We start from the raw sequence: 25,360 nt of genomic DNA on the forward strand, positions 1-25,360 counted from the left end.
CTTTCGGCTTTCGGAAATAGCGTTGGCTTACAGCATTTCTTTAGGTAATAGGGATTAGATTTTGGGGGTTAAAGGGTCGTCGGCAATCGGAAATAGCTCTGGCTTAAGGCATAACGCTTACAGCCTTTCGCTTACCGCATTAAAAAAAGCTATCGCCAGCACCGGAGGTGCGGGATAAATGGCAGTCGGCAATCGGCAATAGCGCAGGCTTATAGCATATTGCTTACAGCTTATTGCCTACGGCCTTAGGCCTTAGGCCTATCGCCTATTGCTTACAGCGTAAACCATTAGCTCTTAATCCGACAAAATACCATCGTATAGCAGTTACAAATGATCTATTTTATTAATTTTTAAATAAAAAATTAAATTTACTGAGTATCTAATATAAAAATCCTTCTCTATGGATTTGTAATAGATTGTCAAGGTCAGGAACATCTTTAGGCTTGATGACCGATGTTCGATGCGCAATTATTTAATAATTGCTTCTATTCTATCGATTCACCGTTGTGAATGGGGGATCGATATGTTTTTTAGTTTCTTTTTCCAAGTTCTCCTAATAGTCGAGTCGCTCTTCTCTATTAGATCGTGGGAGTTAACCATTCTAGGCAAGTGAATAATTTTATATTTTCCGATGAAGTTCTATGGTGTAGATTAATTGAAGGGGAAGAGGCCTCTTTTACCAAATTATTTGAGCGCTTTTATCCCAATTTGCTTCGCTATGGTAAATCCTTTTTGTCGGATACCGATAAGATCCACGACTGCATTCAAGATGTGTTTGTGGATATTTGGTATTACAGGGCTTCTCTCTGCCGTACGGTATCTGTAAAAGCTTATTTACTTTCATGTTTGAGGAAACGTATAGGACGTTCCAAAAAAGTAGATCTATTTTTTCGTCAAACGACTTCATTAGAAGAGGTCACGTTTTCTATAGACTTCACCGTGGAAGATCATCTGATAGCAAATGAGGAAGTGGCGTACAAGGTTAACTGTCTCAATAAACATATTAATGCTTTATCTCCTCGACAAAAGGAAGCCTTGTATTTGAGATACCACCAAGAACTGAAAACAGAGCAAATTGCTGAAATTCTAAATATTAACTATCAATCGGCCAATAATCTCCTACATAGGGCCCTGATACAGCTGCGCAGAGACCTGAAAGATAACCCGAGTCTATTCATGTTATTGGTTGTTGGATGTAATTAAATGCAAATAAAATTGCATTTACTGAGTATCATACAAAATACCTTTCCTCTCTACAATTGTAAAGTAATAATATCATGCAACAGCGAGACAGATACATATCCGTAGAGGAATTTCTAGGCGACGCATCTTTCAAACGATGGATTCACGAAGATGTGGACTCGGACGAATGGGAGGCATGGACGCTCGAGAATGCCCAACGGGCCAAGTTGGTGGATGAAGCCAGGTTATGGATATTGGCGATGCGTATACCGAAAGAGCAAGTTTCAACGTCCGAAATTTCAGCCCAGTTTCTACTTACGAAGGATAAAATTGAAAATAAAAGACGGACAGCTAAACTACATCAAGGGTTTTGGCTAAAGCTTGCCGCCGCAAGTATTGCACTTGTCACCATCATAGGAACCTATTACCTGACTCGATTAGCCAGGTCATTTGATAGACCACAGGCATTTGAATCGGTAAAAGGAGAGGCAGATGGAGGACGATCCGTATCTATAACTAAGGCCAATACCACGGATCGACCATTACTAGTGATGCTATCGGACGGTAGCTCGGTTCTTTTACAGCCTAAAAGTAAATTGACATTTCCTGAGAAATTTAGCTCTGATGCCCGTAAAGTATATTTATCTGGGGATGCCTTTTTTGAAATCAGTAAGAATAAAAAACACCCCTTCTATGTATTTGCCAATGAGTTGGTTACGGAAGTAGTGGGGACGAGTTTTAGGGTAAAGGCTTATCCTAATAACAAAAACGTAGAGGTGGTGGTGCGTACTGGAAAGGTGAAAGTAACTACACAACATATGGAAGGGGAGGAGATCGAATTGCTTCCCAATGAAGGAGCTCGGTTGCAGCGTAACAATCTGCAATTAGAGAAAATAGATGACCTGACCCAGGAAAGGGATCTCAGCGAGGAATTAAGCAATATTGAGCGACTGAGCTTTGAATTTACGGATGTGCCCGTTTTACAAATACTCAAAACCATTGAACAAGCTTATGCCGTGGAAATCGATTATCCCGTCAAAAAGTTGGATAACTGCTATCTAACGACCTCTTTGAGCGACCAGCCGCTCGCCGAAAAACTGAAAATTATCTGTGAAAGTCTTGGCGAAGGAACTACGTATAAAATAGTCAATAGCCATATAACCATATATTCGGTTGGTTGCCATTAATCATGAATCTTCTTGCCTATGGATAAAAGAAAGGAATAAAAAACTAGCGTCGATATGCTGTAACATAATCGACGCTAAGATAGCCCTGTAGTATGTTCTGTAAAACATGTTCCTCGAAAAGGACGGGCGTGTAATTGTCATTACGTTCAATAAATAATTAACAATACACTCAAAAGTATGAAAATAACACTGACTATAAAACGATTAACCTACGAAATCGTGAGACTTTCTATTTTACATCTGACCTTATCTTTGCTTTTTTCAGGTATCAGTCTGGCCACTGCAGTGAACGGTCAAGATATGTTGCAAAGAAAAGTGACGGTACATGTCAAATCGAAACCGATAAGTGCGGCCCTAGAGACCATAGAAAAGAGTGCAAAGGTCAAATTTTCTTATAACTCCCGATTGGTAGATCTCAGTCATATCGTATCGATTTCGGTAGACCAGCAGCCGCTCACCGCAGTATTGGAATCTCTGTTGGCTCCCCACCATATTCATTATTTGGAAGTGAGCAATCGGATTGTATTGCGTAACAAAACAGCAGTGAGCACAAATGGAGCATCCCATAATCTAATGAATAGAACTTCAGAGAGTCTGGACTATACTGTAAAAGGTAGGGTTACGGATGAGGGAGGTTTAGGATTGCCAGGAGTTAGTATCGTGGTGAAAGGGACTTCCCAAGGCACCACCACCGATGTTGAGGGAGCATACTCGATAGTAGCTCCGGATGCGGGTGCTACTTTGGTTTACTCGTATGTGGGTTACGTATCACAGGAGGTTGGGATTGACAAGCGTAGTCAAATAGATATTAGCTTGGCCGTCGACACCAAAGCACTTGAGGAGATCATCGTGGTAGGCTATGGTTCTCAGAAAAAACGAGATTTGACCGGTGCTATTTCAAGTATCAACAGTAGGGATATTGCCGAAACGCCATCTTCCAATTTCCTTTCCAATGCGCAAGGTCGACTGGCGGGCGTCGATATCGTAAGGTCCAATGGGAATCCCGGTTCGGCACCTACCATACGAATACGTGGTAACCGATCTATCAATGCCAGCAATAACCCTCTTTATGTAATAGACGGAATTCCAACCGATGTTAGCATCAACGATTTTAATCCCAATGACATAGAGTCGATGGAGGTATTAAAGGATGCCAGTTCGGTGGCCATTTATGGATCACGTGGTGCCAACGGGGTTATTTTGATCACTACCAAAAAAGGTAAAGAAGGGAAGGCCGTGATTAGCTACGATGGTTATTACGGGATTAAGAAAGCAAAGAAAAATTTGAATTTGATGAATGGTGAGGAGTTTGTCCGCTATTCGAGAGTGGCCAGAGGAATAGACGTTAACGACTCAAGCAAGGATCCTTCTTTCTTTAGTACTCTTGAAATTGATAATCTACAAAATGGCGTCGAAACCGACTGGTTAGATCTAATATTAAGAGATGGGCAACAGCAGCAACACCAGATTTCTGCTAGCGGAGGTAATAAAAATACGACTTACTATTTGTCGGGTGCTTTTTATGATGAAAAAGGTATTATGCAATTGAGCGACTACCAGCGTTACTCGTTTAGGGTCAATATAGAGTCGGAGCTTACTAAGCGGCTTCGTGTAGGGGTTAGCGCTACCGTGGCTACCGATTTACAGAATATAATGACCAATGAGCCTTATTCCAATGCTTTGCAGTTTTCCCCTTTAGTACAGCCTTACGATGAACAGGGGAGTTTTATAGCTTATCCCAATCCTAGGGAGGGGTTGTTAACCAGCCCTTTACTCCAATATCAACCTGGCCAATTCACCAATGAGAAAAGGAAGTATAGGGTATTCGCCAATATATTTGCAGAGTACAAATTTATGGAAGGACTGACCTATCGGCTGAACTTTGGACCCGATTTTAATACATCTCGTATGGGACAATATACGGGAACCTTGGCAGGAAGCGCCAACATGGCAACGGTGGGTAATGAACAGAATTTTGCTTATACCCTCGAAAATATACTTAGCTACAATCGTAATATACAAGACCATTCCTTAAACGTGGTAGGCCTATTTAGTACCCAGACCAACCGTTTTGAATCTTCGGGTGCCTCGGCCAGGAATATCCCTGTTGAGTCTTCGCTATTCTACAACCTAGGAAGTGCGGAGACGGTCACCGGAATCAACAGTGCGCTTACTCAATGGGGGCTGGTCTCGTATATGGCCCGGATCAATTATAGTTTTAAAAATCGATATTTACTCACCCTTACGGGCCGGGCGGATGGCTCCTCCAGATTGTCTCAAAAGAATAAATGGGCCTTTTTCCCTTCGGTTTCTGCCGGCTGGGTACTGTCGGATGAGGCATTTATGTCCAATACTAAGGTATTATCTTTCTTAAAAATAAGAGCTGGATACGGTGCCGTGGGCAATACCTCTATCTCTCCCTATCAGACCCTGGGTGGATTGGAGCGCTCCATTTATGCTTATGGGAACGATCCGGCCTTCGGATATGCCCTCAACGTCATTCCCAATCCTGATTTACGTTGGGAGATTTCGAGTACCGTTAATATCGGCTTAGACTTTGGGGTGCTCAATGACCGTATTACCGGTTCGCTGGAGCTATACAAGACCAATACCACCGACCTGTTGTTGAATCGATTAATTCCCATCACTTCAGGATATGAATCGGTACTCCAAAATATTGGCGCTACGAGTAATCAGGGCTGGGAACTTTCATTAAATGGAAATATTCTGAATACTTCAAATGGTTTTAAATGGGATGCCAATCTGAATATATTTAGTAATAAGGAGAAAATTGTACAGCTTTTTAACGGTAAGGATGATATCGGAAATCAATGGTTTATTGGGCAGCCGATCAATGTATTCTACAGTTATAAACAAGAGGGGATCTGGCAGACTAATGAGGCGGTGGAGGCCACTAATGGGAATCAGAAACCTGGAGATATAAAAATTGCCGATGTAAATGGCCGAGATGAAGAAGGGAATCTTACCAATAGTCCGGACGGGCAGATCAACGCGGACGACAGAACCGTATTAGGCTCCACAGTGCCTAAATGGAGCGGAGGGCTCACCAACCGGATAAGCTATAAGGGGGTCGATTTCTCTTTCCTGGTATATGCTCGGCAGGGGCAGTATATCAATAGCGGTTTCCACAACCTAGGAGGCAACAACTGGCAAGGCCGGTATAACGCCATCAATTTTGACTACTGGACTCCCGAGAATCCGGTAAACAAAATTCCGATGCCTACTTCGGCGGCTGCTCCCTTATACTCCGACGCGTTACGGTATTATGATGGGTCTTTTCTGAAAATCCGAAATATTACATTGGGATATTCGATACCCAAATCGCTGACGGAAAAAATGAAAATTAGCAGTCTGCGCTTCTACGCTACCGCCGATAATGCGCTGATATTCTCCCCCTATAAACTCGTCGACCCTGAGAATTCTAATGGGACCGTCGGTGGTGGCAATCCTATGACTTCGGCTACTTATGTTTTTGGTTTGAACCTAAAATTCTGAAATGAAATAACGATATGAAAAAAATATTATATATCATCAGCGTATTTACTATTACTGGGATCTTTACTTCATGTAATGGTCTATTGGAAGAGAACCCCTTAGGACTGGCCACTGCTGAGAGTTATTATGCCACTCCCAAAGGTATTGAAGATGGGTTAAAAGCCACCTATAGTCCTTTGAGGAACTTCTATGGTAAGGAGGCCGGTTTTTTCTTAACGGTAACGGGTACAGATATGTATACCAATGGTTTTGGAGGGGCTACCAATAATCCCGATTATAATAATTATTCACAGAATTTCTTAGGCACTAGCGGCTATGTGAAAAACATTTGGGATAATTTTTATGTGGGAATCAACCAGGCCAATGCGGTAATTGGTAGGGCACCTCAGGTTGAAGGGATCAGCGAAACGGAGCGAAAACGGATCATAGGGGAGGCCAGTTTTCTTAGGGCCCTCTATTATTTTCATCTAGTACAACAATTTGGCGATGTCCATTTCACATTAGAAGAAACTCAAGGAGTTGAAACGGAGGCCAAGCGTACTCCTGTAGCTACGGTTTATGAACAGGGCATTCTTCCAGATTTAGAATTTGCTATTGCTAGTCTACCCGCTACAGCAGCAGCGTATGGCCAGGTGACCAAGCCTGCTGCCCAAAGCCTGATGGCTAGGGTGCAACTTACCATTGGAAATTGGTCGGAAGCCGAAAAGTACGCTCAGGCCGTCATTAGTAGTAACGTCTATTCCTTGGTGGCCAATTTTGGGGACTTATGGGAAATCGACAAGGAGCTGAATCCTGAGGTAATCTGGTCGGTTCAGTACACCGATGATCCACTTACAAATAGTACCGGGAATCAAGGACATTTGTTCTTTATCTTCGACTATACGCTGAATCCAGCTTTGACCCGCGATGTGGAATATGGGCGTGCCTATCAACGATTTATGCCGACAAACTACACGCTCAATCTTTTTGATCTTACAAAGGATAGTCGTTTTGATGGATCCTTTCAAACGACCTGGATTGCTAATACCCCAGCCGTAATTAATGGTGCCGCCGTGGCTCCTGGTGATACGGCCATTAAGATTGTGATACACCCGGTACCCGATGCCGAACAAAAGAAGGTGCCGTATTGGCTGATAGATTATAATAATAAATGGGTGGCCAGTGTAACAGATCCACTTGAAATAGGGGGTTCCAATCGTCGTCAGTTCCCTAGTTTGAAGAAATACCTCGACCCTTTACGTACCAGTGTTAATGCTGTAGATGGTCGAAGGGACTTTATAGTACTACGCCTCGCCGAGTTATATCTTATTGCCAGTGAGGCGGCTTTTCGGCAAGGTAAGTTGGCTCAGGCGGCCGAGTACATCAATGTGGTTCGTACTCGAGCGGCTTTACCCGGTAAGTCGGCAGAAATGCAGGTTACGGAGGCGGACTTGAGCCTGGACTTTATCATGGACGAGCGTGGGCGTGAATTGGCAGGTGAAATGCACCGCTGGTACGACCTGAAAAGATCCGGAGCATTTTTGGATCGACTCAGGAAATATAATCTCGATGCGGCTGTGAATGTCAAGGAAATGCACTTGGTAAGGCCTATTCCTCAAGCCCAGATCGATCGGGTGACTAATCCGAGCGATTTTCTCCAAAATCCTGGTTATTAGCGGGGATTTCTTCTGTAATTAGTATTATTTGATGTATTTTTACCAGTATTTTAATTCTAAACCTACCTTTTAAATTCAACCTATACCCTATGAATATCAGAGCACTCATTACCTGTTTTATTTTGGGACTGTCGCAGGTGGCCTTGGCCCAGAAGCCAAACATAATCGTTATTATGGCCGATGACCTGGGGTACAGCGATATAGGTTGTTATGGCTCCGAAATAAAAACCCCGAATTTGGATGCCCTTGCCCGCAACGGCGTCAAATTTACCCAATTTTATAATGCTGCCCGCTGCTGTCCGAGTAGGGCCTCCTTGCTAACCGGTGTGTATCCGCATCAGGCCGGAATGGGTAAGATGGTGGTGACTTCTGATATCACCAATCGGGATGCGGAAACACCCAATCAAGGTTGGTTGAGTAGGAATACGGTTACGATTGCAGAGGTTTTGAAACAAGCGGGATACCAGACCTATATGTCGGGTAAGTGGCACGTAGGAGAGCAGCGCCCCGACTGGCCAATGCAGCGTGGATTCGATAAATACTTTGGCCTAATTAGTGGAGCCAACAGCTATTATCGCCTGTTGCCACGTCGCCTCATGCTGGAAGACAACCAACCTTATACCATCCCGGACAACTTCTATATGACCGATGCCATCTCGGCAAAAGCCGTGGAATACCTGGATGAAGCCCGTAATAATCCATTTTTTATGTATGTGGCCTATACGGCGCCTCACTGGCCCTTGCATGCTCCCGACGAGGAAATAGCCCCATATAAAGGGAAGTATATGAAAGGATGGGATCATTTGAGACAAGAGCGCTTCCAGAAACAACAGAAAATGGGGCTGTTACCAGTTACCCAAAAGCTGTCGGACCGTGATGCAACCATTTCTGCTTGGGAAAATGCTCCTGATAAGGAAGATTGGGATCAGAAAATGGCGGCATATGCCGCTATGGTTACCCGCATGGACAAGGGGATTGGTCAAATCGTGGCAAAACTGAAAGCCAATGGACAACTGGAAAATACGCTGATCATGTTTTTGTCGGATAACGGGGCCTGTTCCGAAGAGCTCGTCAACCGTGCCCAGAGGGATCTGGGAGACCCAGCCTATGAAATCAGTCTTAAGACACCTTCTGGAGCGAAGGGTTCCTATGATGCATATGGTAAGGAATGGGCCAACTTAGGCAATGTTCCCTTTAGGCAGTACAAAAGCTTTACCCATGAGGGAGGGATATCTACCCCGCTTATTGTGCATTACCCTAAGATGGTAAAGAAGGCCTTTCAAACCGACCAGGTGGGACATATCATGGATATTATGCCCACCTGTTTGGAGTTGGCCGGCGCTACTTATCCGAAGGAATATAATGACCGGTCCATCAAGCCTGTAGAAGGAAAGAGCCTGTTGCCCATTATACGAGGAACTACCCGCAAGAACCATGATTATATTGCCTGGGAGCATTTCGATAGCCGGGCGGTACGGAAGGATCAATGGAAATTGGTATGGTCGCGGGAAAATAAAAAATGGGAATTATACGACCTGTTGAAGGATAGGTCTGAAATGAAGGATCTATCGTCGACCCATACCGGCAAAGTAAAGGAGTTGTCGCAGATCTATCAAAACTGGAGTGACCGGGTGGGGGTGAATGGTAATTAGGGGTTAGGTTTTTAGGTATTAGGTGTTAGGGATTAGGTTTTTAGGTGTTAGGGGTTAGGTGTTAAAGGTGGTTCGTTGTGCGGATAAATGTTAAAATGTAAAATGTTAAAAGTTAAATGCGGCGGCGGCTGTCGGCTTTCAGCAATCGGCAATCGGCTGCTGGCTGTCGGGAATCGGCAATAGCGCGGGCTTAATGCTTAATGCTTAAAGCTTACAGCTTGTGGCTATCGGCTGTCGGCAATAGCGCTGGCTTAATGCTTATGGCTTATCGCATACCGCATTAAAAAAAATCTATCGCCAGCACCGGAGGTGCGGGATATTAATAGAAACCCGCAACCCAAAACGACCCTCGAAGCGCCGTAGGTGCGACATAAATGGCTATCGGCTGTCGGCTGTCGGGAATCGGCAATAGCGCAGGCTTAATGCTATCGGCTTTCGGCAATCGGCAATAGCGCTGGCTTAATGCTTACGGCCTATCGCATACGGCATTAAAAAAAATTCTATCGCCAGCACCGGAGGTGCGGGATATTAATAGAAACCCGCAACCCAAAACGACCCTCGAAGCGCCGTAGGTGCGGAATAAATGGCTATCGGCTGCTGGCTGTCGGGAATCGGCAATAGCGCGGGCTTAATGTTATCGGCTTTCAGCTATCGGCTGTCGGCAATCGGCAATAGCGCAGGCTTAATGCTTACGGCTTACAGCTTGTGGCTATCGGCTGTCGGCATTGGCGCTGGCTTAATGTTATCGGCGATCGGCGATCGGCCTTCAGCAATCGGCAATAGCGCTGGCTTAATGCTTACGGCCTATCGCTTACGGCATTAAAAAAAATTCTATCGCCAGCACCGGAGGTGCGGGATATTAATAGAAACCCGCAACCCAAAACGACCCTCGAAGCGCCGTAGGTGCGACATAAATGGCTATCGGCTATCGGCTTTAGGCAATCGGCACTGGCTTAATGCTTACGGCTTATCGCATACCGCATTAAAAAAATCTATCGCCAGCACCGGAGTGGCGGAATAAACGGCGATCGGCTGTCGGCTTTTGGCAATCGGCAATAGCGCGGGCTTATTGCATACGGCCTACTGCTTACGGCTTACTGCATATGGCTATCGGCTTTTGGCTATAAGCAATCGGCAATAGCGTAGGCTTAATGCTATCGGCTTTCAGCTTGTGGCTATCGGCTATCGGCACTGGCGCTGGCTTAAAGCTTAATGCTTACCGCCTACTGCCTACTGCTTACCGCTTACCGCTTACGGCCTACTGCTTACCGCTTATTGCCAACGGCTGCAAGCCGGAAGCTGCAATGATTTCTATTTCTATCAGACAATTCGGTGCTGTTGCTAATACGGGTAAAGGGATAATCGAGCTTGCTGGATAGCTTTCGGATTGCCATTCTTGAGCGGCAACATCTATTAGGATTTGTTTTTTCTCCATGGTGAAGTCTACAATATAGACAGTTTGCTTCACCACCTCATCTAGGGTGAGTTGTGCCGCTGCCAAAGCCTTTTTAATATTAGAAACCGTCTGCCGTACCTGTTGTTCAAAGTCTGTTGAAACCAATTTGCCATTTACATCCGATGCCCATTGGCCTGAAAAGTAGTAGAGGGTTTTCCCCTCCGGAATTTTGGCTATATGGGAGAATCCAAAAAATTGGGGGTTAAATATTTCTTTCGGGTTTATAAAACTGTTCTTGACGTGATCCATGTTGTTATTGATTTGAATGAATCACAAAGGAAGAAGCTTATCGCTCGTTAAACATTTACATAGGTAAAGAAATGCAAGGAGCTGACCAGTTGCCATCTAAAAAATAGGTTTTGTATCCCTTTGGGGTTAACGGCGGTCAGGCATCGGCCGACAGAAATAGCGCTGGCATAATGCTTGTGGCCGTCGGCAATCGGCAATCGGCTATCGGCAATAACGCAGGCTTAATGCCTAACGCCTACGGCTTAAAGCCTTCTACATTCATTGCCAGTCCTCGGTTTAATCCTAAGGGTCGCTCAGGTCGCCATTATGGTCCTCTTTTAGTGTAATTATAGGGCCCACCAGCCCCTTTTGTCGTCCTTAAGTGAGTATCACCCTTAATATATCCATTCCTTGAAACTGACTTACACTTACCTACACCGCCTGCTGTGGGCTTTGGCCTTACCCTTATTGTTGGCCATGGTGCCCGAGAAGAAAATCACCATTTATCTCATTGGCGACTCGACCATGTCGGTAAAGTCGGAACGGTATTATCCTGAAACGGGATGGGGTATGCCTTTCGTCTATTTTTTTGAAGGCCATGCCTCCGTCGACAACCGGGCCATGAATGGACGCAGTACCCGTACATTTTTGGAAGAAAATAGGTGGCAGCCGGTACAGGAAGGTCTGCAGGAAGGGGATTATGTCCTCATACAATTTGGGCATAATGACGAGGTATCTACTAAAAAAAGCTACACCAATGAAGTGGAATATAGGGCCAATTTACGTCGATTCGTCGCCGAAACGCGGGCTAAGAAAGCAATTCCTATATTGCTAACTCCGGTGGCCAGGCGGGATTTCGATGCAGAAGGAACGCTGCAGGATACCCATGCCGTATATTCGGAGCTGGTCCGTAAGCTAGCCGCAGAGGAGCTGGTGACTTTGGTAGACCTGGACCGGCTCAACCAACAAAGGTTGCGGGTACTCGGGCCAGAGCGCTCCAAAGACCTATTTGTACATTTACTTCCTGGTGAGCACCCCAACTATCTGCAGGGCAAGGTCGATAATACCCATTTTAATGAATATGGAGCCCGCATCATGGCTCAAATCGTCCTGGGCGATTTACGCAGACACAAGTCTGGGTTGGTGGATTATGTAGTGAGGCGGGAATAACCTACCCCTGCAAAGCACTTGATCTATATGGTAATTCAATAGGGTTTCCATTGTGCTTGCCATAAAAAAGATTGACGTCGCCCTTACAATAAGGACGACGTCGGGGAGGGTTTATATTACTTTTAAGATCGGGGTCGCATTATTTGCCACCAAAGTTCTTGGACATCCCGAAGCCTATTCCGTTTCCAAAAGATAATACAAAGTTTTTGGTGCCATTTTCTCCTTTGGTCTTGTCGTTAGAATAACCCAATTGGCCAAAGTTGAAATTCAGGGCGAAGCCATTTTTCATGTTCACTCCTATGGCCGGAAAGAGGACTCCCGAATAGTGGGTGGCCTTAACGCCATTATGATCGACACTCCCCACGGTAGCATTGAACTGTCCATATACGGCAAATATATCGGAGAGGGGATACGCATAACGAACGAAGGGGCCCGCGCCGAAGGAAGTCTCTTTGTCGTTGTTATAGTCGTATTTGTTCGATGAAAAGGCTAAATTGACTCCGGCAGTCCAATGGTCGGTAAATTGATAGCCCAAACCCGGAGAAATACTAAAGGCATTGTATTTCTCTCCGCCAGCAAGTTCAATGGAATGGGCATCGAGCGCACCATACAGTAGGACGGAGTTCTTCTGAGCCATGCTAGCGCTGATGGAGCCCATGATTAATAAAATGACGGCTATTTTTCTCATGTGATTGTTGACGTTCGGCTAGAGGGAGGGGGATTGCTCCGGAATAGCAAAACGTACTTTTAGTGTGTGATGAAAATTAGTTTTTGTTAATTCCTTTCTATTTAACCATAGTATAATCGTTATTCTTGTGTTTAAATTATTTGCTTCATTAAAGAACCAAAGTTTAAGATTATACGGCATTTTTGAAAATAGTAACGAGTAATTTGTAAAATTAACTTTCATTCCTGGTTTACTTTATTCAGGGCGTTCGTTATCAAGAGATTAATAAAATGGATCATTAAAAAAAGTGTCTACCCCCCCTTTGTAAGCTCCAGTAAAAAAAACTCCTGCACTTCGGAATGGCTAGTTTTAGTTATATTGTATTAAAATTTTGGATTTTACAGGTTAGGATATTGGAAAATAAAAACGCGAAGCACATGAGTAGGTACAGGCTAATGGGTGCTTCCTCCGGAAAAGTCGAACTGCGGACCGTTGACGACGATAGGGAGTTGTTGCCAAAGCATTCCGACACCAATAATTAGTGGGCTGCCGTCAAGTATCCAGGTCGGTTCAATATTAAGGCCTCGTTTAAGTATGAAATCCAAAAGAAGCTAATCGTCTAGTTTATATGTTCATTATAAAAAGTAGAAGTATGAAGTTTTTGCCCTCGAAGATTTTAGTACAAACCTTTGTATTTGGTGTGCTTTTGTTTGGGTCTATGAGTTGCCGGCCAGGAATGCGCAAGTCCGACTCCACGGCGCTGGTCAATCATAGTACAAAGCGACCTAATATTCTTTGGTTGGTCACCGAGGACATGGGGCCCTATATTCCTCCCTTTGGCGACTCTACGGCCATTACCCCCAATCTGAATCGACTGGCTAGGGAAGGAGTGAAATACCCCCAGGTCTATTCCACCTCAGGCGTATGTGCTCCCAGTAGGGCGGCGTTAGCCACTGGGATGTACCCTACTAGTATAGGGGCCAATAATATGCGTACCAATTCCAATACCACGGAGACGGGCCTTCCCGCCTATGAGGCCGTGCCTGGTCCGGAGGTCAGGATGGTGAGCGAATTGCTTCGCTTGGGAGGCTACTATTGCACCAATAATAATAAGGAAGATTACCAGTTTAGGGCTCCCGTGACGGCTTGGGATGAGAGTAGTCCCTATGCCCACTGGCGAAATAGAGCGGAAGGTCAGCCGTTTTTTTCTGTGTTTAACTTTAACGTAACCCATGAATCGGGGCTTTTTGATCCTTATGGCTTTGCTTTTACTGAAACGAGGCATTATCATTCGGGCGATAGGACCTATACCTGGGAGAAGGGGCGGATGACGGAGGCTCAGACCCCCAAGCATCTTGCCAAGGATATTGCCTTCGCCATACCGCCCTATCTTCCCAACACGCCTGTAGTTCGCCGTGATATGTGGAAGATGTACAATAATATATCAGAAATGGATAGGCAACTTGGGGCCGTTTTAAAACAATTGGAAGAGGATGGATTATTAGAAAACACCATCATATTTTTCTACGGAGACCATGGCGGGCCTTTGCCCCGTCAAAAGCGTCTGATTTACGACTCTGGATTGAACACCCCCATGATTATCCGTTTTCCCAAGGGATGGAAGGCGGGGACGACCGATCATCAGCTGATTAGCTTTGTCGATTTTGCACCGACACTGCTTTCCCTTACGGGCCAGAAACTCCCCGATTATTTACAGGGGCAGGCATTTTTAGGGGCTGCAAAACCTAAACAGGAGAGGGCCTATATATTCGGAGCCGCCGACCGATTCGCTGACGTGACCGATGTCATTCGTGCCGTAAGAGATAAGCGCTATAAGTATATTAGGAACTATAGGCCCAGCCAAGGGTATTATCTCCCGGTAGCTTATCGGGAGAATATCCCCACCATGCAGGAGCTGTTGCGGCTAAAAAAGGAAGGGGGATTAAATGCGGTTCAGGCCCAGTGGTTTAGGGAATCGAAGCCGGCAGAGGAGTTGTACGACTGCGTCATGGATCCTCATGAGCTCCATAATTTGGCGGGTGAGGCCAGTTATCAATCGAGGCTGTCGACCCTGAGCAAGAAAATGGACGAGTGGCTGCACGAAATAGGAGACGTGCCCAATACACCGGAGAAGGAGCTCATTAGTGACTTATGGAATGGAGAGAAGTCCCAGCCTAAAACAGCGGAACCTGAGGTGCGCCAGGAGGACGGAGTCGTTCGGGTGAGTTGCTCTACACCAGGTTCCTCTTTGGGCTATCAGATCCACGGCGTCGACGGAGTGAATCCTAAGGCATGGAACATTTATCGAAACCCCATTAAGGTTCCGACAGGAGGGAGCATATGGGTGCAAGCCCATCGGATCGGGTATGTGCCAAGCAAGGTTGTAAAGCTCAATCCATAAATCGCAATTAGTCTTTCCTGATCAAGCCTTTACGATATTCGTCCTCGGTACTCTCGGGGCGACTATCGTTGAAGGAAATATACCATATACAGAAAGCAAGGTCTCCGAGGTGCATGCCTCACTAAGAGTTGGTAAAGTTAGCGCCTACTTAGGATCGCTTAAGAGCTTACCCTTTTGTCTGGCTTGTTAAGGCAGTCATGTACTTTGGTGAAGTCGGACTGCTCGTCGGCCAGCACCATTAGCACATCTTTGGCTTCGAGCGTGGTAGCCCCCCCGGGACGGATATATTCTCCTTTTCGTTTTATCATGACTATAAACGCAGATTGAGGGAAATTTAAGTCAATAATTCTCTTATTTACGGCATAATAGTCTGGTAAGAGGGTGATTTCCTGTAAAGACGATTTGGGTAGTTCTAGAATAAACTTGTCGATCTCCGTTATTTTTTTTGCCTTTTCGGGCAGAGCAACATGGAGCCATTTGGCCGCCAACGATAGGGTGGTCCCTTGTATCAGCACCGAAGTAATTGAAATAAAGAATACGATATTGAATATCATATGGGCCTTATCGATGCCAGCCAATAAAGGGTACGTCGCAAACACAATAGGGACCCCACCACGCAAGCCGACCCAAGAAATATAGAGTCTTCGGCGTGTTTTCATTTTAAAGAACATCAGGCTAAGAAAGACGCTCACGGGCCGGGCAACAAGGATCAAGAATAAGGAGATGAGTATCCCTATCCCTACATATGGAATAACCTGAGAAGGGAATACCAATAGCCCAAGTGTAAGGAAAAGTACAATCTGCATCAGCCAAGCCAAACCATCGTACATTTTCAAAATGGTTTTTTTGTGGATCAGTTCCTGGTTCCCTAAATAAACGGCGCAGATATAAATGGCAAGGAATCCGTTTCCTCCCACAAAGTCGGTGGCCGAAAAAGTCATAAACATCAGGGCGATCACCAGTACAGGGTAAAGTCCTTCAAAGTCTAGTTTGATTTTGTTGATGATGTATTTACTGAGTTTCCCAAAAGCGAAGCCCGATATGCAAGCCAGAATCATTTGCTGGAAAAACAAAGGGATGATCGACATCACGCTTTGGTCCTGGTTGATCACCAAGGTCAGGAATGCAATCGTCAACACATAGGCCATGGGATCATTACTCCCACTTTCGAGCTCCAATGTGGGACGCAAATTGGTCTTTAGCGCTAGACTCTTAGATCGTAATATCGAAAAAACAGCTGCGGCATCCGTAGAAGATACAATGGAGCCCAATAGTAAACTCTCGTAGATGGTAAAGTCAGTTACGTACCATACGAAGGTGCCCAGTGTGAGGGCCGTTAGTAAGACGCCTAAGGTCGATAAAATAAGCCCTTCTTTCAGGATCGGTTTTACGGAAGTCCAGTTGGTGTCCAGCCCACCTGAAAACAAAATAAAATTGAGCGAGACAATGCCGATGAATTGTGCAAGCTGGGGGTTGTCGAAGTGAATGTGGCCAATGCCGTCAGAACCTGCCAGCATGCCTATGGCCAGGAAGAGCAATAGGGTTGGTACTCCAAATTTGTAGGACGTCTTACCCGCAAGTACACTGATCAACAATAATAAGGAGCCAACTAATAATATATTTTCTATGGTTAAATTCATTCTTTAATTTCTATTTGTATCACCTGAGAACTTCCCAATGGCATCGGTATGGTTGGTCCATTTATTTTATCTGCAAACGCCCCATAATCCATATGGTAACCGTTCGGTTTAAAAATAACCTATACTAGAATCTGCCCCTCGTGCCAGTTTAGTGGGAAAATATTAGAGATGTCCAACCTGTACCTGATAGGCACATGTCACCAAATATACCATAATATTTGGGAGGGAACAAGTAGTTAAAGAGTAGGACGAGTAAAGTCTTTAATTGGCATAAATCGGGACTAAGGGTTTTTATCCGGTGAAAATACGACCCTCTCCCTCACCCCTCATTCCTCCTAAATATTGAACAGGCCCATGACCTGCCCATCGATTAAAAGTTGATATCCTGCGAAATAGTGTCCAGGCAACGAAGGAAGACTGTGAAATAAGGGTATGAATTATAAATAGTTAGTCTAATATTGGCTATTTTTATTATTACTTTTAGGGAGCTAAGGAAAGGGCGAAGTGGGGATGCTTATCCCGCCCCATTCGTAGCGGATTTTAATAGGCAAGACTCTAAAGAATCTGATTCGATAACCATTATTATAAAATCTATGAAACACCGTCATGAGGATACAGATCTTATTTTTCTCCAACCGGGCGATGGCCGAAAATACGATTGTGGGGAATTGACCGCCGTTTTTAAGGCCGATGAAAATGAAACCTCCAACCGATACAGTATTTCTGAGTGGTGGTTGGAGCCCAACTTTGGCGGCGTAGGAGCCCATCAGCACGAACATAACGATGAGGTGTTTTATGGGCTTGAAGGTACCGTTTCCATACTGGTTGGCGATAATTGGGTGGAGGTAGAGAAAGGTGCATTTTTAAGAATTCCTGCCCAGACCATGCATGATTTTCAAAACCGAACCAATCAAAAAGCAGGCTTACTTAATTTTTTTATACCGGGAGGCTTTGAAAGGGATATGCCTTCCATCGTAAAATGGTTTACCGATAACCCGCAAACTTAGAGGCTCAGGTTACCTGGAGAAATTACTAGCGTTGAAATGAGGGCGACAGCTCCATCTGAAGATTGTTTCATGTAAAACTCTTAATTTTTGAGAAATGGCAAAACAAATTTTCATCAATTTAGCGGTACGAGACCTTCAAAAATCGATGGACTTTTATTCCGCCCTAGGATTCACCAATAATCCTCAATTTTCTGACGACTCAGGGAAATGTATGGCCTGGAGCGAAAGCATCTATGTCATGCTTTTGTCGCATGAGAAGTTTGCCAGCTTTGCCACCAAGCCTATTGCCGATACCCGGTCGCATACCGCCGGACTATTCTCCTTGGCGATGGAGGACCTTGAGCAGGTACATGTCCTAATGGATAAGGGACTTCAAGCGGGAGGGAAAGAGCCTACCGAGATGAAGGACTATGGTTTTATGCAACAAAGAACGATTGAGGATCATGACGGACATACCTGGGAGATTTTCTATATGGATATGGCCAAATTTCCATCGGAACCAACGGCCCCATAATTCAATAATTACTTATGAGATATTCGGGAGGGAATGCCAATATCCTTCGTGTTCTGATGTTCCAAAATCCGACCTGATTGCCAGATCAGTTGATTTTTTCTGCGATCCGAGTCTTAGGATATATAGCTGTAGATTCCAAGAATTGGGGGCCATGTACTTGGTTGTCATTTACGAATTTTCAGCAGGGCTACTGGTAAAAGAATAGGGTAGGTAGGATTTCCTTTGTCCCTTTAGCCATCGTGAATGTCAGTCACGCCATAGCGTTTGGTTTCATCTCATAAAACTGAAGTATAAAATGAATAGTTATCTAGAAAGTGTCAAGAAACAGTTCCTGTACTACAAGATGTTGGGCGAAAAAGCCATGGAGCAGCTCGAGGAAAAGCAATTATTTTGGCAATACAATGCGGAAAGCAATAGTATTGCCATCTTAGTGAATCACCTTGCAGGAAACATGTTGTCCAGGTTTGCCGATTTCCTGACCACCGATGGCGAAAAGCCTTGGAGAAACCGCGACCAAGAATTTGCAAGCCTCATTCAAAGCAGAGCGGAGTTAATGGAGCAATGGAATAAAGGCTGGGAATGCTTGATGAATGCGATCGACCACTTGACGGATACCGATTTGGAGCGCGTCATCTATATCCGTAACGATGGGCATACGGTCACCGAAGCGATTAATAGGCAGTTAGCGCATTATCCTTACCATATTGGTCAAATGGTTTTTATAGCCAAAATGTTAAAAAATGAGGACTGGCAGACGTTATCGATAGCCCGAAATAAATCGGAGACCTACAACCAGCGTAAGTTTTCGCAGCTTAAAGATAAAAGGCATTATACCGACGATTTGTAATATTATCTATTTATCAAGGTGCCCTTCACCATGTTTAAATCAGCATTCATCCTTCCTTTTACTCGTGCTGGACAATAATAGCCCTCCCATAACGGCCCCGTATAAGGTACTATTGAAGGGCTTGGAGGTAATAGCACAAGTGCCGCTATCGCAGCCCACCATATACCAATACAAGTATCCGGCCAAGGCACCCGCCCCAATTCCGATGATAGTCATTATATGATTCTTTAATAAGGTTTTCATTTTTCCGGATTTATAGTTTTATGAATATCTATGCGGTTGGAACCCAACCTTGAATAGACCCGTGGGTCCCGTAGAACAAGGCGTATCCATCCATTTTTTTAACCCTTCCTGGTACCCTAACAAAGGTAAGCCCCGAAGACCCGTTTGTCGGTGATAAAAGTTACATGCTTTTTATTTTTGTGCCTCCTTATCCGGTTCTCCTACATTCGGTGTGCATAGCCTTTCTACTTTAATAGATATTATCACGATAGGTAGTTATAAGATGTTGCCGGCAGTGCGCCTGGTCCTCCATATGATGGTCTGTCCTCGCGCTAGCGGATTATTGCCGAGCGTAAAAATACGCCTATTGCGTTATTTCTGGTACGGTCCAATATTTTAGGGTACTTTTTATATGGGTTTTGGGCGTATAATTTTTTCCGATGAGTCGGTTCTAAAATCAATTTGAAAATTGTGTATCAAGTGTTACATAACTATTGACAAGGAAGCATTATTTTTGGTTACGATGGCTACGAAAACACCACATTTTAGGATTTGACTCACACAAAATTGAATGATATGGAAGACATGATTCTTTACAACCGGCTTCAATTCGCTTTTACCATCACGTTTCATTATTTGTTTCCCCAGCTTACCATGGGGCTTTCTTTGATGATCGTTTATTTTAAAGGGAGGTTCCTGTTTACAAACCAGGAATATTATAATCAGGCCTCAAAATTTTGGATGAAGATATTCGCCTTGAATTTTGCGATGGGCGTGGTTACGGGCATACCTATGGAGTTTCAATTTGGCACGAACTGGGCCAAATTCTCCGAACTTACAGGAGGTATTATTGGGCAGACGCTGGCGATGGAGGGAATGTTCTCTTTCTTTTTGGAGTCCTCATTCTTGGGGATGTTTATTTTTGGTGAGAAGCTTTTAGGCCATAAACTTCATTTCCTTTCCGGATTAATGGTTTTTATTGGGTCCTGGGCCAGTGGTTATCTGATTATTGCCACTCATTCCTGGATGCAACATCCCGTCGGCTACGAAATTTTGGAAAATGGCCGTTTCGTCCTCAATAATTTTGGCGCTTTATTCACTAATCCATGGCTATGGCCTTCCTTCCTTCATAATCAGGCAGGCTCCTTAGCCACCAGTTCCTTTTTTGTTGCCGCCATCGGCGCCTTTTACTTGCTCAGTAACAGGCATAGCGCATATGGAAAAATCTTCGTTAAAAGTGGTGTGATTTTCGGGGCAGTAGCCTCCTTGGCCCTGGCTTTTCCAACGGGCGATTTGGCGGCTAAAAATGTGGTGAAGTACCAGCCAGTAACTTTTGCTGCCATGGAGGGGATTTTCGAATCGGAGAAAGGGGGATCTGAAATTGTGCTAATCGGACAGCCCGATATGGAAAACAAAAAACTCGACAATAAGATCGCCGTACCCAATGTCCTGAGTTTCCTTACCTACCAGCGCTGGGACGCAGAAATTAAAGGATTAGACGCCTTTGATGAATCAACTCATCCCACCAACGTTCCTGGCCTATACTATGCCTATCATATCATGGTGGGTCTGGGTACCATTTTTATTGGTATTATGGGACTGGCAACTATCTTACTCTACAAGCAAAAGTTGTATCAGACCAAATGGCTGTTGTGGATTCTAATGTTTATGATTCCATTTCCATATATAGCCAATACGGCTGGTTGGTACACTGCCGAACTGGGCCGTCAGCCATGGTTGGTGTATAATTTGATGCGCATGGTCGATGGGGTTTCTCCTACCGTGTCTTCGGGGAATACCTTGTTCACCTTATTGGGATTCGTAGGACTTTATATCTTGCTTGGTTTACTCTTTCTGATGCTCGTCCTAAAAATTATTAGAACTGGGCCCGAAACTAAAACTGTCTAACAAAATCGATTATGGAAATATTTTGGTTTATGGTCTTAATGACCATGTTGGGGATCTATGTAATTCTGGATGGTTACGACTTTGGAGCAGGGATCGTTCACTTGTTATTTACAAAGTCGGAAGAAGAGAGAAAGGCGGTCACCAATGCCATTGGCCCCTTTTGGGATGCCAATGAAGTTTGGCTGATCGCCTCTGGAGGGGTATTGTTTTTTGCTTTTCCCACTTTATATGCCTCGGCATTTAGCGGATTCTACCTGCCCCTAATGCTGGTCTTATGGTTGTTGATTTTTAGAGCGGTAGGGTTAGAATTGAGAGGTCAGGTGCATAATAGGCTATGGGAACGGCTTTGGGATAGGGCTTTTGGCGTGGCCAGTTTGCTACTGGCCCTATTCTTCGGAGCCGCCTTGGGCAATGTGGTGAGGGGTGTAAATCTAGGGATGGTGGAGAATGGCATCTCTACTCAAGAACCCCATTATTTCTTTTTGGCATTATGGAATCCAACCTTCGACCCCCTGGCAGCGCATCAAGGGGTGATCGACTGGTTTACCTTGCTGCTAGGCATTGTGGCGGTGGTTACCCTCACCATCCATGGGGCCAACTGGATCATCTTAAAAACGTCCAGCTCCTTAAATGAGAGGCTGAAGGTCATTATTTTCCGATTGAACTTTGCGCTCTTGATTTTAGTAATCATTTCAGCCGGCTTATGGCATTATGTTAAGCCTTTTCCACTGACCAACCTACGGACACATTATTGGCTTTGGATTTTCCCGCTTATTGGTTTGGTGGGGCTGCTGGGGCAGTTTCGGATTAAGCAATTCAAGAAGGACGGAACGGGCTTCTTTTTTTCTACCCTGTTTATTCTGGGGAGCTTTTCCACGACGGTAGCCTCATTATTCCCGACCCTGTTACCCTCCACCAACGGCGTCAACCCCTCCTTAACTATTGAGGGTGTGGCTGCCGATGAATACGGCTTGTCGGTAGGGGTTTATTGGTTTGTGATAGCCGCCATCTTGGTGGTAAGTTATTTTATAATCCAGTTTAGGGTATTTAGGGGCAAAATGGATGACGTGGGTTATGGAGAGCATTGATAAGGGTGATGGGGGGGGATTCTTTTGAATTGAAGATGGCTTTTTTTATCCATTATAACATATTGTTTGAATGCAATATTGCGATTTGATTTTCACCTCTTGAAATCTATCGTATCTTTGCGATTGAACTATCACTTAACCGCTTCAATTTTAATATGCAACTAGTTACTATATTGATAATGGCCCTATTGACGACATCAACGTCGATGTCGACGCTTAAACCCGATGATAAGAAAGCGCTTAACCCAGGGCTGAATGCTTACATTAGCCAGATCACTGAAGATTTTTCGAAAATTCCTCAGGATAGGATGGAAGAGCTGGACAAGATAGCCCTATATATTCAACAGCAGGTGAAGGCGGACCAGCCGGTACAATTAACCTATATCTGTACCCACAATTCAAGGCGTAGTCATTTTGGCCAAATTTGGGCCGCTACTGCCGCTGCCTATTATAATGTTCCTAATGTCAAAACATTTTCAGGAGGCACCGAGATCAGCGCCTTTAATGAAAGGGCAGTAGCAGCATGCGAAAGGGCGGGGTTTGAAATTGCCAAAACAACAGAAGGGGAAAATCCCGTGTATACGGTAACCTATGCTACAGACAAACTACCCATAAAGGCTTTTTCTAAGAAGTATAACGATGCCAGCAATCCGCAAAGCAATTTTTGCGCCATCATGACCTGTAGTGAGGCCGACAAGGCTTGCCCAGTGGTGAAGGGCGCTGCCACACGCGTGGCCGTCCCGTATATAGATCCAAAAGCCTTTGACGGCACCGCACAGGAAACGGCGAAGTATGACGAGCGCTGTAAACAAATTGCCACGGAAACCTTCTATGTGTTTTCGAAAGTGAAAGTATAGTATCGTAAGTATTCTCTTATCTCGATTTCCACGAAAAGGGCCCAATTTGGGCCCTTTTTGTCGTATGGCTTGCCCTATACCGAGACTCCGAGGCGGAGCAAACGAATTTTAGGAAATGGTACAAAGTCAATTCTTTTATAAAGTCAAGTAGTCTTATAATTTGGAGCATTTTTGTTTAATAAAAATTTGTTTTGATACCGTTCAGTAACATCTAGCCAAAATTGCTGGAGGATTGGAAATTTTGAGGTATTTTTAGAGAAAATTTAACGTGGAACTAAGAATGTCCGCTAGCAAATGTCTTCAATCAACAGCCAACGAAAAAACTCTGCTATTGTAAATATAGAGTTACCCTATTAACTATAAGCTGTTTAAGTTTTGTTTTAAGGAGCGCTTAGGCGGCATTGGCGCATTAGAGTTGGTATGTAACCTTGGCAGGGATAATCTGTTAATTATATCCAATTAATTTCTATAGTTTCACCTATACCCATGTAAATGAAGAAAGTCGCACTAATAACTTTAACCAATGAGGGTTATTTAAAATACACACTTAACTGTTTGCTATCCTTAAAAAAAATAGGTGTAAATGATATTAAAACATACTCCATAGGAAAAAAAGCATTTCATGCTATCAGGGATGCGGGGTATCAAGCAACAATCATTGAAGATGAATTAAGTGCTGGATTTCAGCGATTTAGAAGCGGTAATTGGAGTCATGTTACTTTTAAAAAATTCGAGATTATTCATGAAAATTTAAAAGAAAATGATTATGTCTGTTTTACTGATGGCGATATTGTTTTTAAGAAGAAGGAGTTCCTTGATTATTGTATAGATCATATTGGATACGACGACTTATTGATTCAAAATGATGCTCAAGAAGATATCTCGAATGATAACTTATGTAGTGGTTTCATCTTTATAAAATCTAATGAAAAAACATTGGATTTTTTCAATCCGAAAAAAGTAAAAGAAAGATCAAACATCAATGAAAGATGGGACGATCAAATTTATGTTAATCAATATAAGGATGAAATAGCTTACAAAAAACTTCCTCTTTCGTTATTTCCAAATGGAAAATACTTTTACACGAATCATTCTAATATAGAGCCCTATCTAATTCATTTCAATTGGGTAATTGGCCATGAAAAATCTTGGAAAATATTAAAACATAAAGAAGCTTCGTCCATACCGATCGCTATACATATGCTCAAAACTATACTCCTAATAAAGTGTAAAAACGCAGTGAAACGTATTTTGCACTAAACGTTTTGCGAAAAGAGACGGTTCAATAAACGATGTCTTTAAGTTCTTTTTACTTTAAGTCCTGGTACGGTAAATCCAAAAAATAAAGAGCTACGCGACAAAGAGCTATAGCAGTTCATGCAGGGAGCGTCATTGAGGGGTCAGTTTGGACCAGAATAAGCAGTATAGCGAAATACCTTTTTACAAGTCCATTAAATTTAGTAATGAGTTTTTGATATTATGCATATATCAATTTACCTTTTGGTTCAGGGATTTCCTGGCCCTCTTCTTTGGCCACCTCTAGCCAAAGCTGGATTACCTCTTGAGCGTTCTGAAGAGCCTCATTTTGGGTATCACCATGCGTCATAATTGACTTCAATTCAGGAACTTCTGCAATGAAACAATCATCCTCGTTACTCCAATAAATTCTTACCTCGTACTTGCTCATAGCTTTACAAGTTTATGTTTGATTATGATATTTCTGATTTGCCTTATCTGATAAGCTTTCGCTTGTCCACCTTTAACACTTTGAATATTGATTAAATCATCAATACCATCCATTTTATAGAGTGTATGGCTGCCAGCACCTTTTATTTCGTAGAACCCCAACTGTAGCAATATGATTTTTAGCTCATCAATTGAAAAATTATTATCTGAGTTCCCAGATAGTAATTTTAGTAAGAGCTTTTCAACTCTGGCCATATGTGATCCTGTAAAGAGTTGGTGCATAAAAATAATCATTTTTGATTTTACAATAATATAGTAATGGCCTTATTCTAAATATTTTATACCTCAATTACTTTTCCTAGAGTAAATCCAAAAAATAAAGAGCTGCGCGACAAAATACTCGAGCAGTTAATGTGGATATTACGGTTCGATTTGTGCCAGGTATTTCGGTCGAATAGTGCCAGTGATTACGGTTTA

At 43.8% G+C, this 25,360-nt stretch carries 20 protein-coding genes; 14 read left to right on the forward strand and 6 right to left on the reverse strand.

Annotated elements, in window-relative coordinates; translation table 11 throughout:
• Window positions 1–609 precede the first annotated feature (609 nt).
• The 5 genes from CLV98_RS20320 to CLV98_RS20340 all read left to right on the forward strand — a co-directional run bounded on the left by CLV98_RS20320 (window position 610) and on the right by CLV98_RS20340 (window position 9,192).
• Window positions 610–1,203, forward strand: a complete 594-nt coding sequence (locus CLV98_RS20320; protein WP_109677444.1) for an RNA polymerase sigma factor — start codon at window positions 610–612, stop codon at window positions 1,201–1,203.
• Window positions 1,204–1,277: 74 nt separating this feature from the next.
• Window positions 1,278–2,369: a FecR family protein gene (locus tag CLV98_RS20325; protein ID WP_109677446.1), complete on the forward strand. Its 1,092-nt coding sequence runs from the start codon at window positions 1,278–1,280 to the stop codon at window positions 2,367–2,369.
• A 177-nt stretch (window positions 2,370–2,546) separates the two neighbouring features.
• Window positions 2,547–5,885, forward strand: coding sequence for a TonB-dependent receptor (locus CLV98_RS20330; RefSeq protein ID WP_109677448.1), 3,339 nt, complete (start codon window positions 2,547–2,549; stop codon window positions 5,883–5,885).
• A 14-nt stretch (window positions 5,886–5,899) separates the two neighbouring features.
• On the forward strand, window positions 5,900–7,540 hold the full coding sequence (locus CLV98_RS20335; RefSeq protein ID WP_109677450.1) for a RagB/SusD family nutrient uptake outer membrane protein: 1,641 nt from the start codon (window positions 5,900–5,902) through the stop codon (window positions 7,538–7,540).
• An 89-nt stretch (window positions 7,541–7,629) separates the two neighbouring features.
• Window positions 7,630–9,192 carry an arylsulfatase gene (locus tag CLV98_RS20340; protein WP_109677452.1) on the forward strand — a complete coding sequence of 521 codons (1,563 nt, stop codon included), beginning with the start codon at window positions 7,630–7,632 and terminating at the stop codon, window positions 9,190–9,192.
• Window positions 9,193–10,450: 1,258 nt separating this feature from the next.
• Here the strand turns inward: CLV98_RS20340 and CLV98_RS20350 are convergent.
• Window positions 10,451–10,897, reverse strand: a complete 447-nt coding sequence (locus CLV98_RS20350; RefSeq protein ID WP_109677455.1) for a RidA family protein — start codon at window positions 10,895–10,897, stop codon at window positions 10,451–10,453.
• Window positions 10,898–11,287: 390 nt separating this feature from the next.
• Here CLV98_RS20350 and CLV98_RS20355 point away from each other — a divergent pair, with 390 nt between their 5' ends.
• A complete protein-coding gene (locus CLV98_RS20355; protein ID WP_229203492.1) occupies window positions 11,288–12,046 on the forward strand; it encodes a rhamnogalacturonan acetylesterase in 759 nt (252 codons plus the stop codon).
• A 139-nt stretch (window positions 12,047–12,185) separates the two neighbouring features.
• On the opposite strand, the gene CLV98_RS20360 is transcribed toward CLV98_RS20355, so the two are convergent.
• On the reverse strand, window positions 12,186–12,734 hold the full coding sequence (locus tag CLV98_RS20360) for an outer membrane beta-barrel protein (RefSeq protein ID WP_109677457.1): 549 nt from the start codon (window positions 12,732–12,734) through the stop codon (window positions 12,186–12,188).
• Between the two features lie 607 nt (window positions 12,735–13,341).
• On the opposite strand from CLV98_RS20360, the gene CLV98_RS20365 reads away from it, so the two are divergent.
• Window positions 13,342–15,114, forward strand: a complete 1,773-nt coding sequence (locus CLV98_RS20365; RefSeq protein WP_229203494.1) for a sulfatase family protein — start codon at window positions 13,342–13,344, stop codon at window positions 15,112–15,114.
• 158 nt (window positions 15,115–15,272) lie between these two features.
• On the opposite strand, the gene CLV98_RS20370 is transcribed toward CLV98_RS20365, so the two are convergent.
• Complete coding sequence (locus tag CLV98_RS20370) at window positions 15,273–16,754, reverse strand: potassium/proton antiporter (RefSeq protein ID WP_109677459.1); 1,482 nt, start codon at window positions 16,752–16,754, stop codon at window positions 15,273–15,275.
• A 593-nt stretch (window positions 16,755–17,347) separates the two neighbouring features.
• On the opposite strand from CLV98_RS20370, the gene CLV98_RS20375 reads away from it, so the two are divergent.
• The 3 genes from CLV98_RS20375 (at window position 17,348) to CLV98_RS20385 (ending at window position 19,122) form a co-directional block, all read left to right on the forward strand.
• Complete coding sequence (locus CLV98_RS20375; protein ID WP_109677506.1) at window positions 17,348–17,761, forward strand: cupin domain-containing protein; 414 nt, start codon at window positions 17,348–17,350, stop codon at window positions 17,759–17,761.
• Window positions 17,762–17,855: 94 nt separating this feature from the next.
• Window positions 17,856–18,275 (forward strand): VOC family protein, encoded by a 420-nt coding sequence (locus CLV98_RS20380; protein WP_109677461.1) that lies wholly within the window; start codon window positions 17,856–17,858, stop codon window positions 18,273–18,275.
• A 295-nt stretch (window positions 18,276–18,570) separates the two neighbouring features.
• Complete coding sequence (locus CLV98_RS20385) at window positions 18,571–19,122, forward strand: DUF1572 family protein (RefSeq protein ID WP_109677463.1); 552 nt, start codon at window positions 18,571–18,573, stop codon at window positions 19,120–19,122.
• A gap of 39 nt (window positions 19,123–19,161) precedes the next feature.
• On the opposite strand, the gene CLV98_RS20390 is transcribed toward CLV98_RS20385, so the two are convergent.
• The gene (locus tag CLV98_RS20390; RefSeq protein WP_109677465.1) at window positions 19,162–19,365 is read right to left on the reverse strand and encodes a DUF6132 family protein; all 204 of its coding nucleotides are present in this window, start codon (window positions 19,363–19,365) and stop codon (window positions 19,162–19,164) included.
• Between the two features lie 555 nt (window positions 19,366–19,920).
• On the opposite strand from CLV98_RS20390, the gene CLV98_RS20395 reads away from it, so the two are divergent.
• The 4 genes from CLV98_RS20395 to CLV98_RS20410 all read left to right on the forward strand — a co-directional run bounded on the left by CLV98_RS20395 (window position 19,921) and on the right by CLV98_RS20410 (window position 24,457).
• Window positions 19,921–21,252 carry a cytochrome ubiquinol oxidase subunit I gene (locus CLV98_RS20395; protein ID WP_109677467.1) on the forward strand — a complete coding sequence of 444 codons (1,332 nt, stop codon included), beginning with the start codon at window positions 19,921–19,923 and terminating at the stop codon, window positions 21,250–21,252.
• Between the two features lie 11 nt (window positions 21,253–21,263).
• Window positions 21,264–22,340 carry a cytochrome d ubiquinol oxidase subunit II gene (gene cydB, locus CLV98_RS20400; RefSeq protein ID WP_109677469.1) on the forward strand — a complete coding sequence of 359 codons (1,077 nt, stop codon included), beginning with the start codon at window positions 21,264–21,266 and terminating at the stop codon, window positions 22,338–22,340.
• A 155-nt stretch (window positions 22,341–22,495) separates the two neighbouring features.
• Window positions 22,496–23,197 carry a low molecular weight phosphatase family protein gene (locus CLV98_RS20405; protein WP_109677471.1) on the forward strand — a complete coding sequence of 234 codons (702 nt, stop codon included), beginning with the start codon at window positions 22,496–22,498 and terminating at the stop codon, window positions 23,195–23,197.
• 492 nt (window positions 23,198–23,689) lie between these two features.
• A complete protein-coding gene (locus tag CLV98_RS20410) occupies window positions 23,690–24,457 on the forward strand; it encodes a putative nucleotide-diphospho-sugar transferase (RefSeq protein WP_109677473.1) in 768 nt (255 codons plus the stop codon).
• 217 nt (window positions 24,458–24,674) lie between these two features.
• On the opposite strand, the gene CLV98_RS20415 is transcribed toward CLV98_RS20410, so the two are convergent.
• Together CLV98_RS20415 and CLV98_RS20420 are read right to left on the reverse strand one after the other, a co-directional pair.
• The gene (locus tag CLV98_RS20415) at window positions 24,675–24,884 is read right to left on the reverse strand and encodes a type II toxin-antitoxin system HicB family antitoxin (RefSeq protein ID WP_109677475.1); all 210 of its coding nucleotides are present in this window, start codon (window positions 24,882–24,884) and stop codon (window positions 24,675–24,677) included.
• Window positions 24,881–25,165, reverse strand: a complete 285-nt coding sequence (locus tag CLV98_RS20420; RefSeq protein ID WP_211320082.1) for a hypothetical protein — start codon at window positions 25,163–25,165, stop codon at window positions 24,881–24,883. Before CLV98_RS20420 ends, CLV98_RS20415 begins: the two co-directional genes overlap by 4 nt.
• Between the last annotated feature and the right edge of the window lie 195 nt (window positions 25,166–25,360).

This window comes from Dyadobacter jejuensis (assembly GCF_003149085.1).
GTDB lineage: Bacteria > Bacteroidota > Bacteroidia > Cytophagales > Spirosomataceae > Dyadobacter > Dyadobacter jejuensis.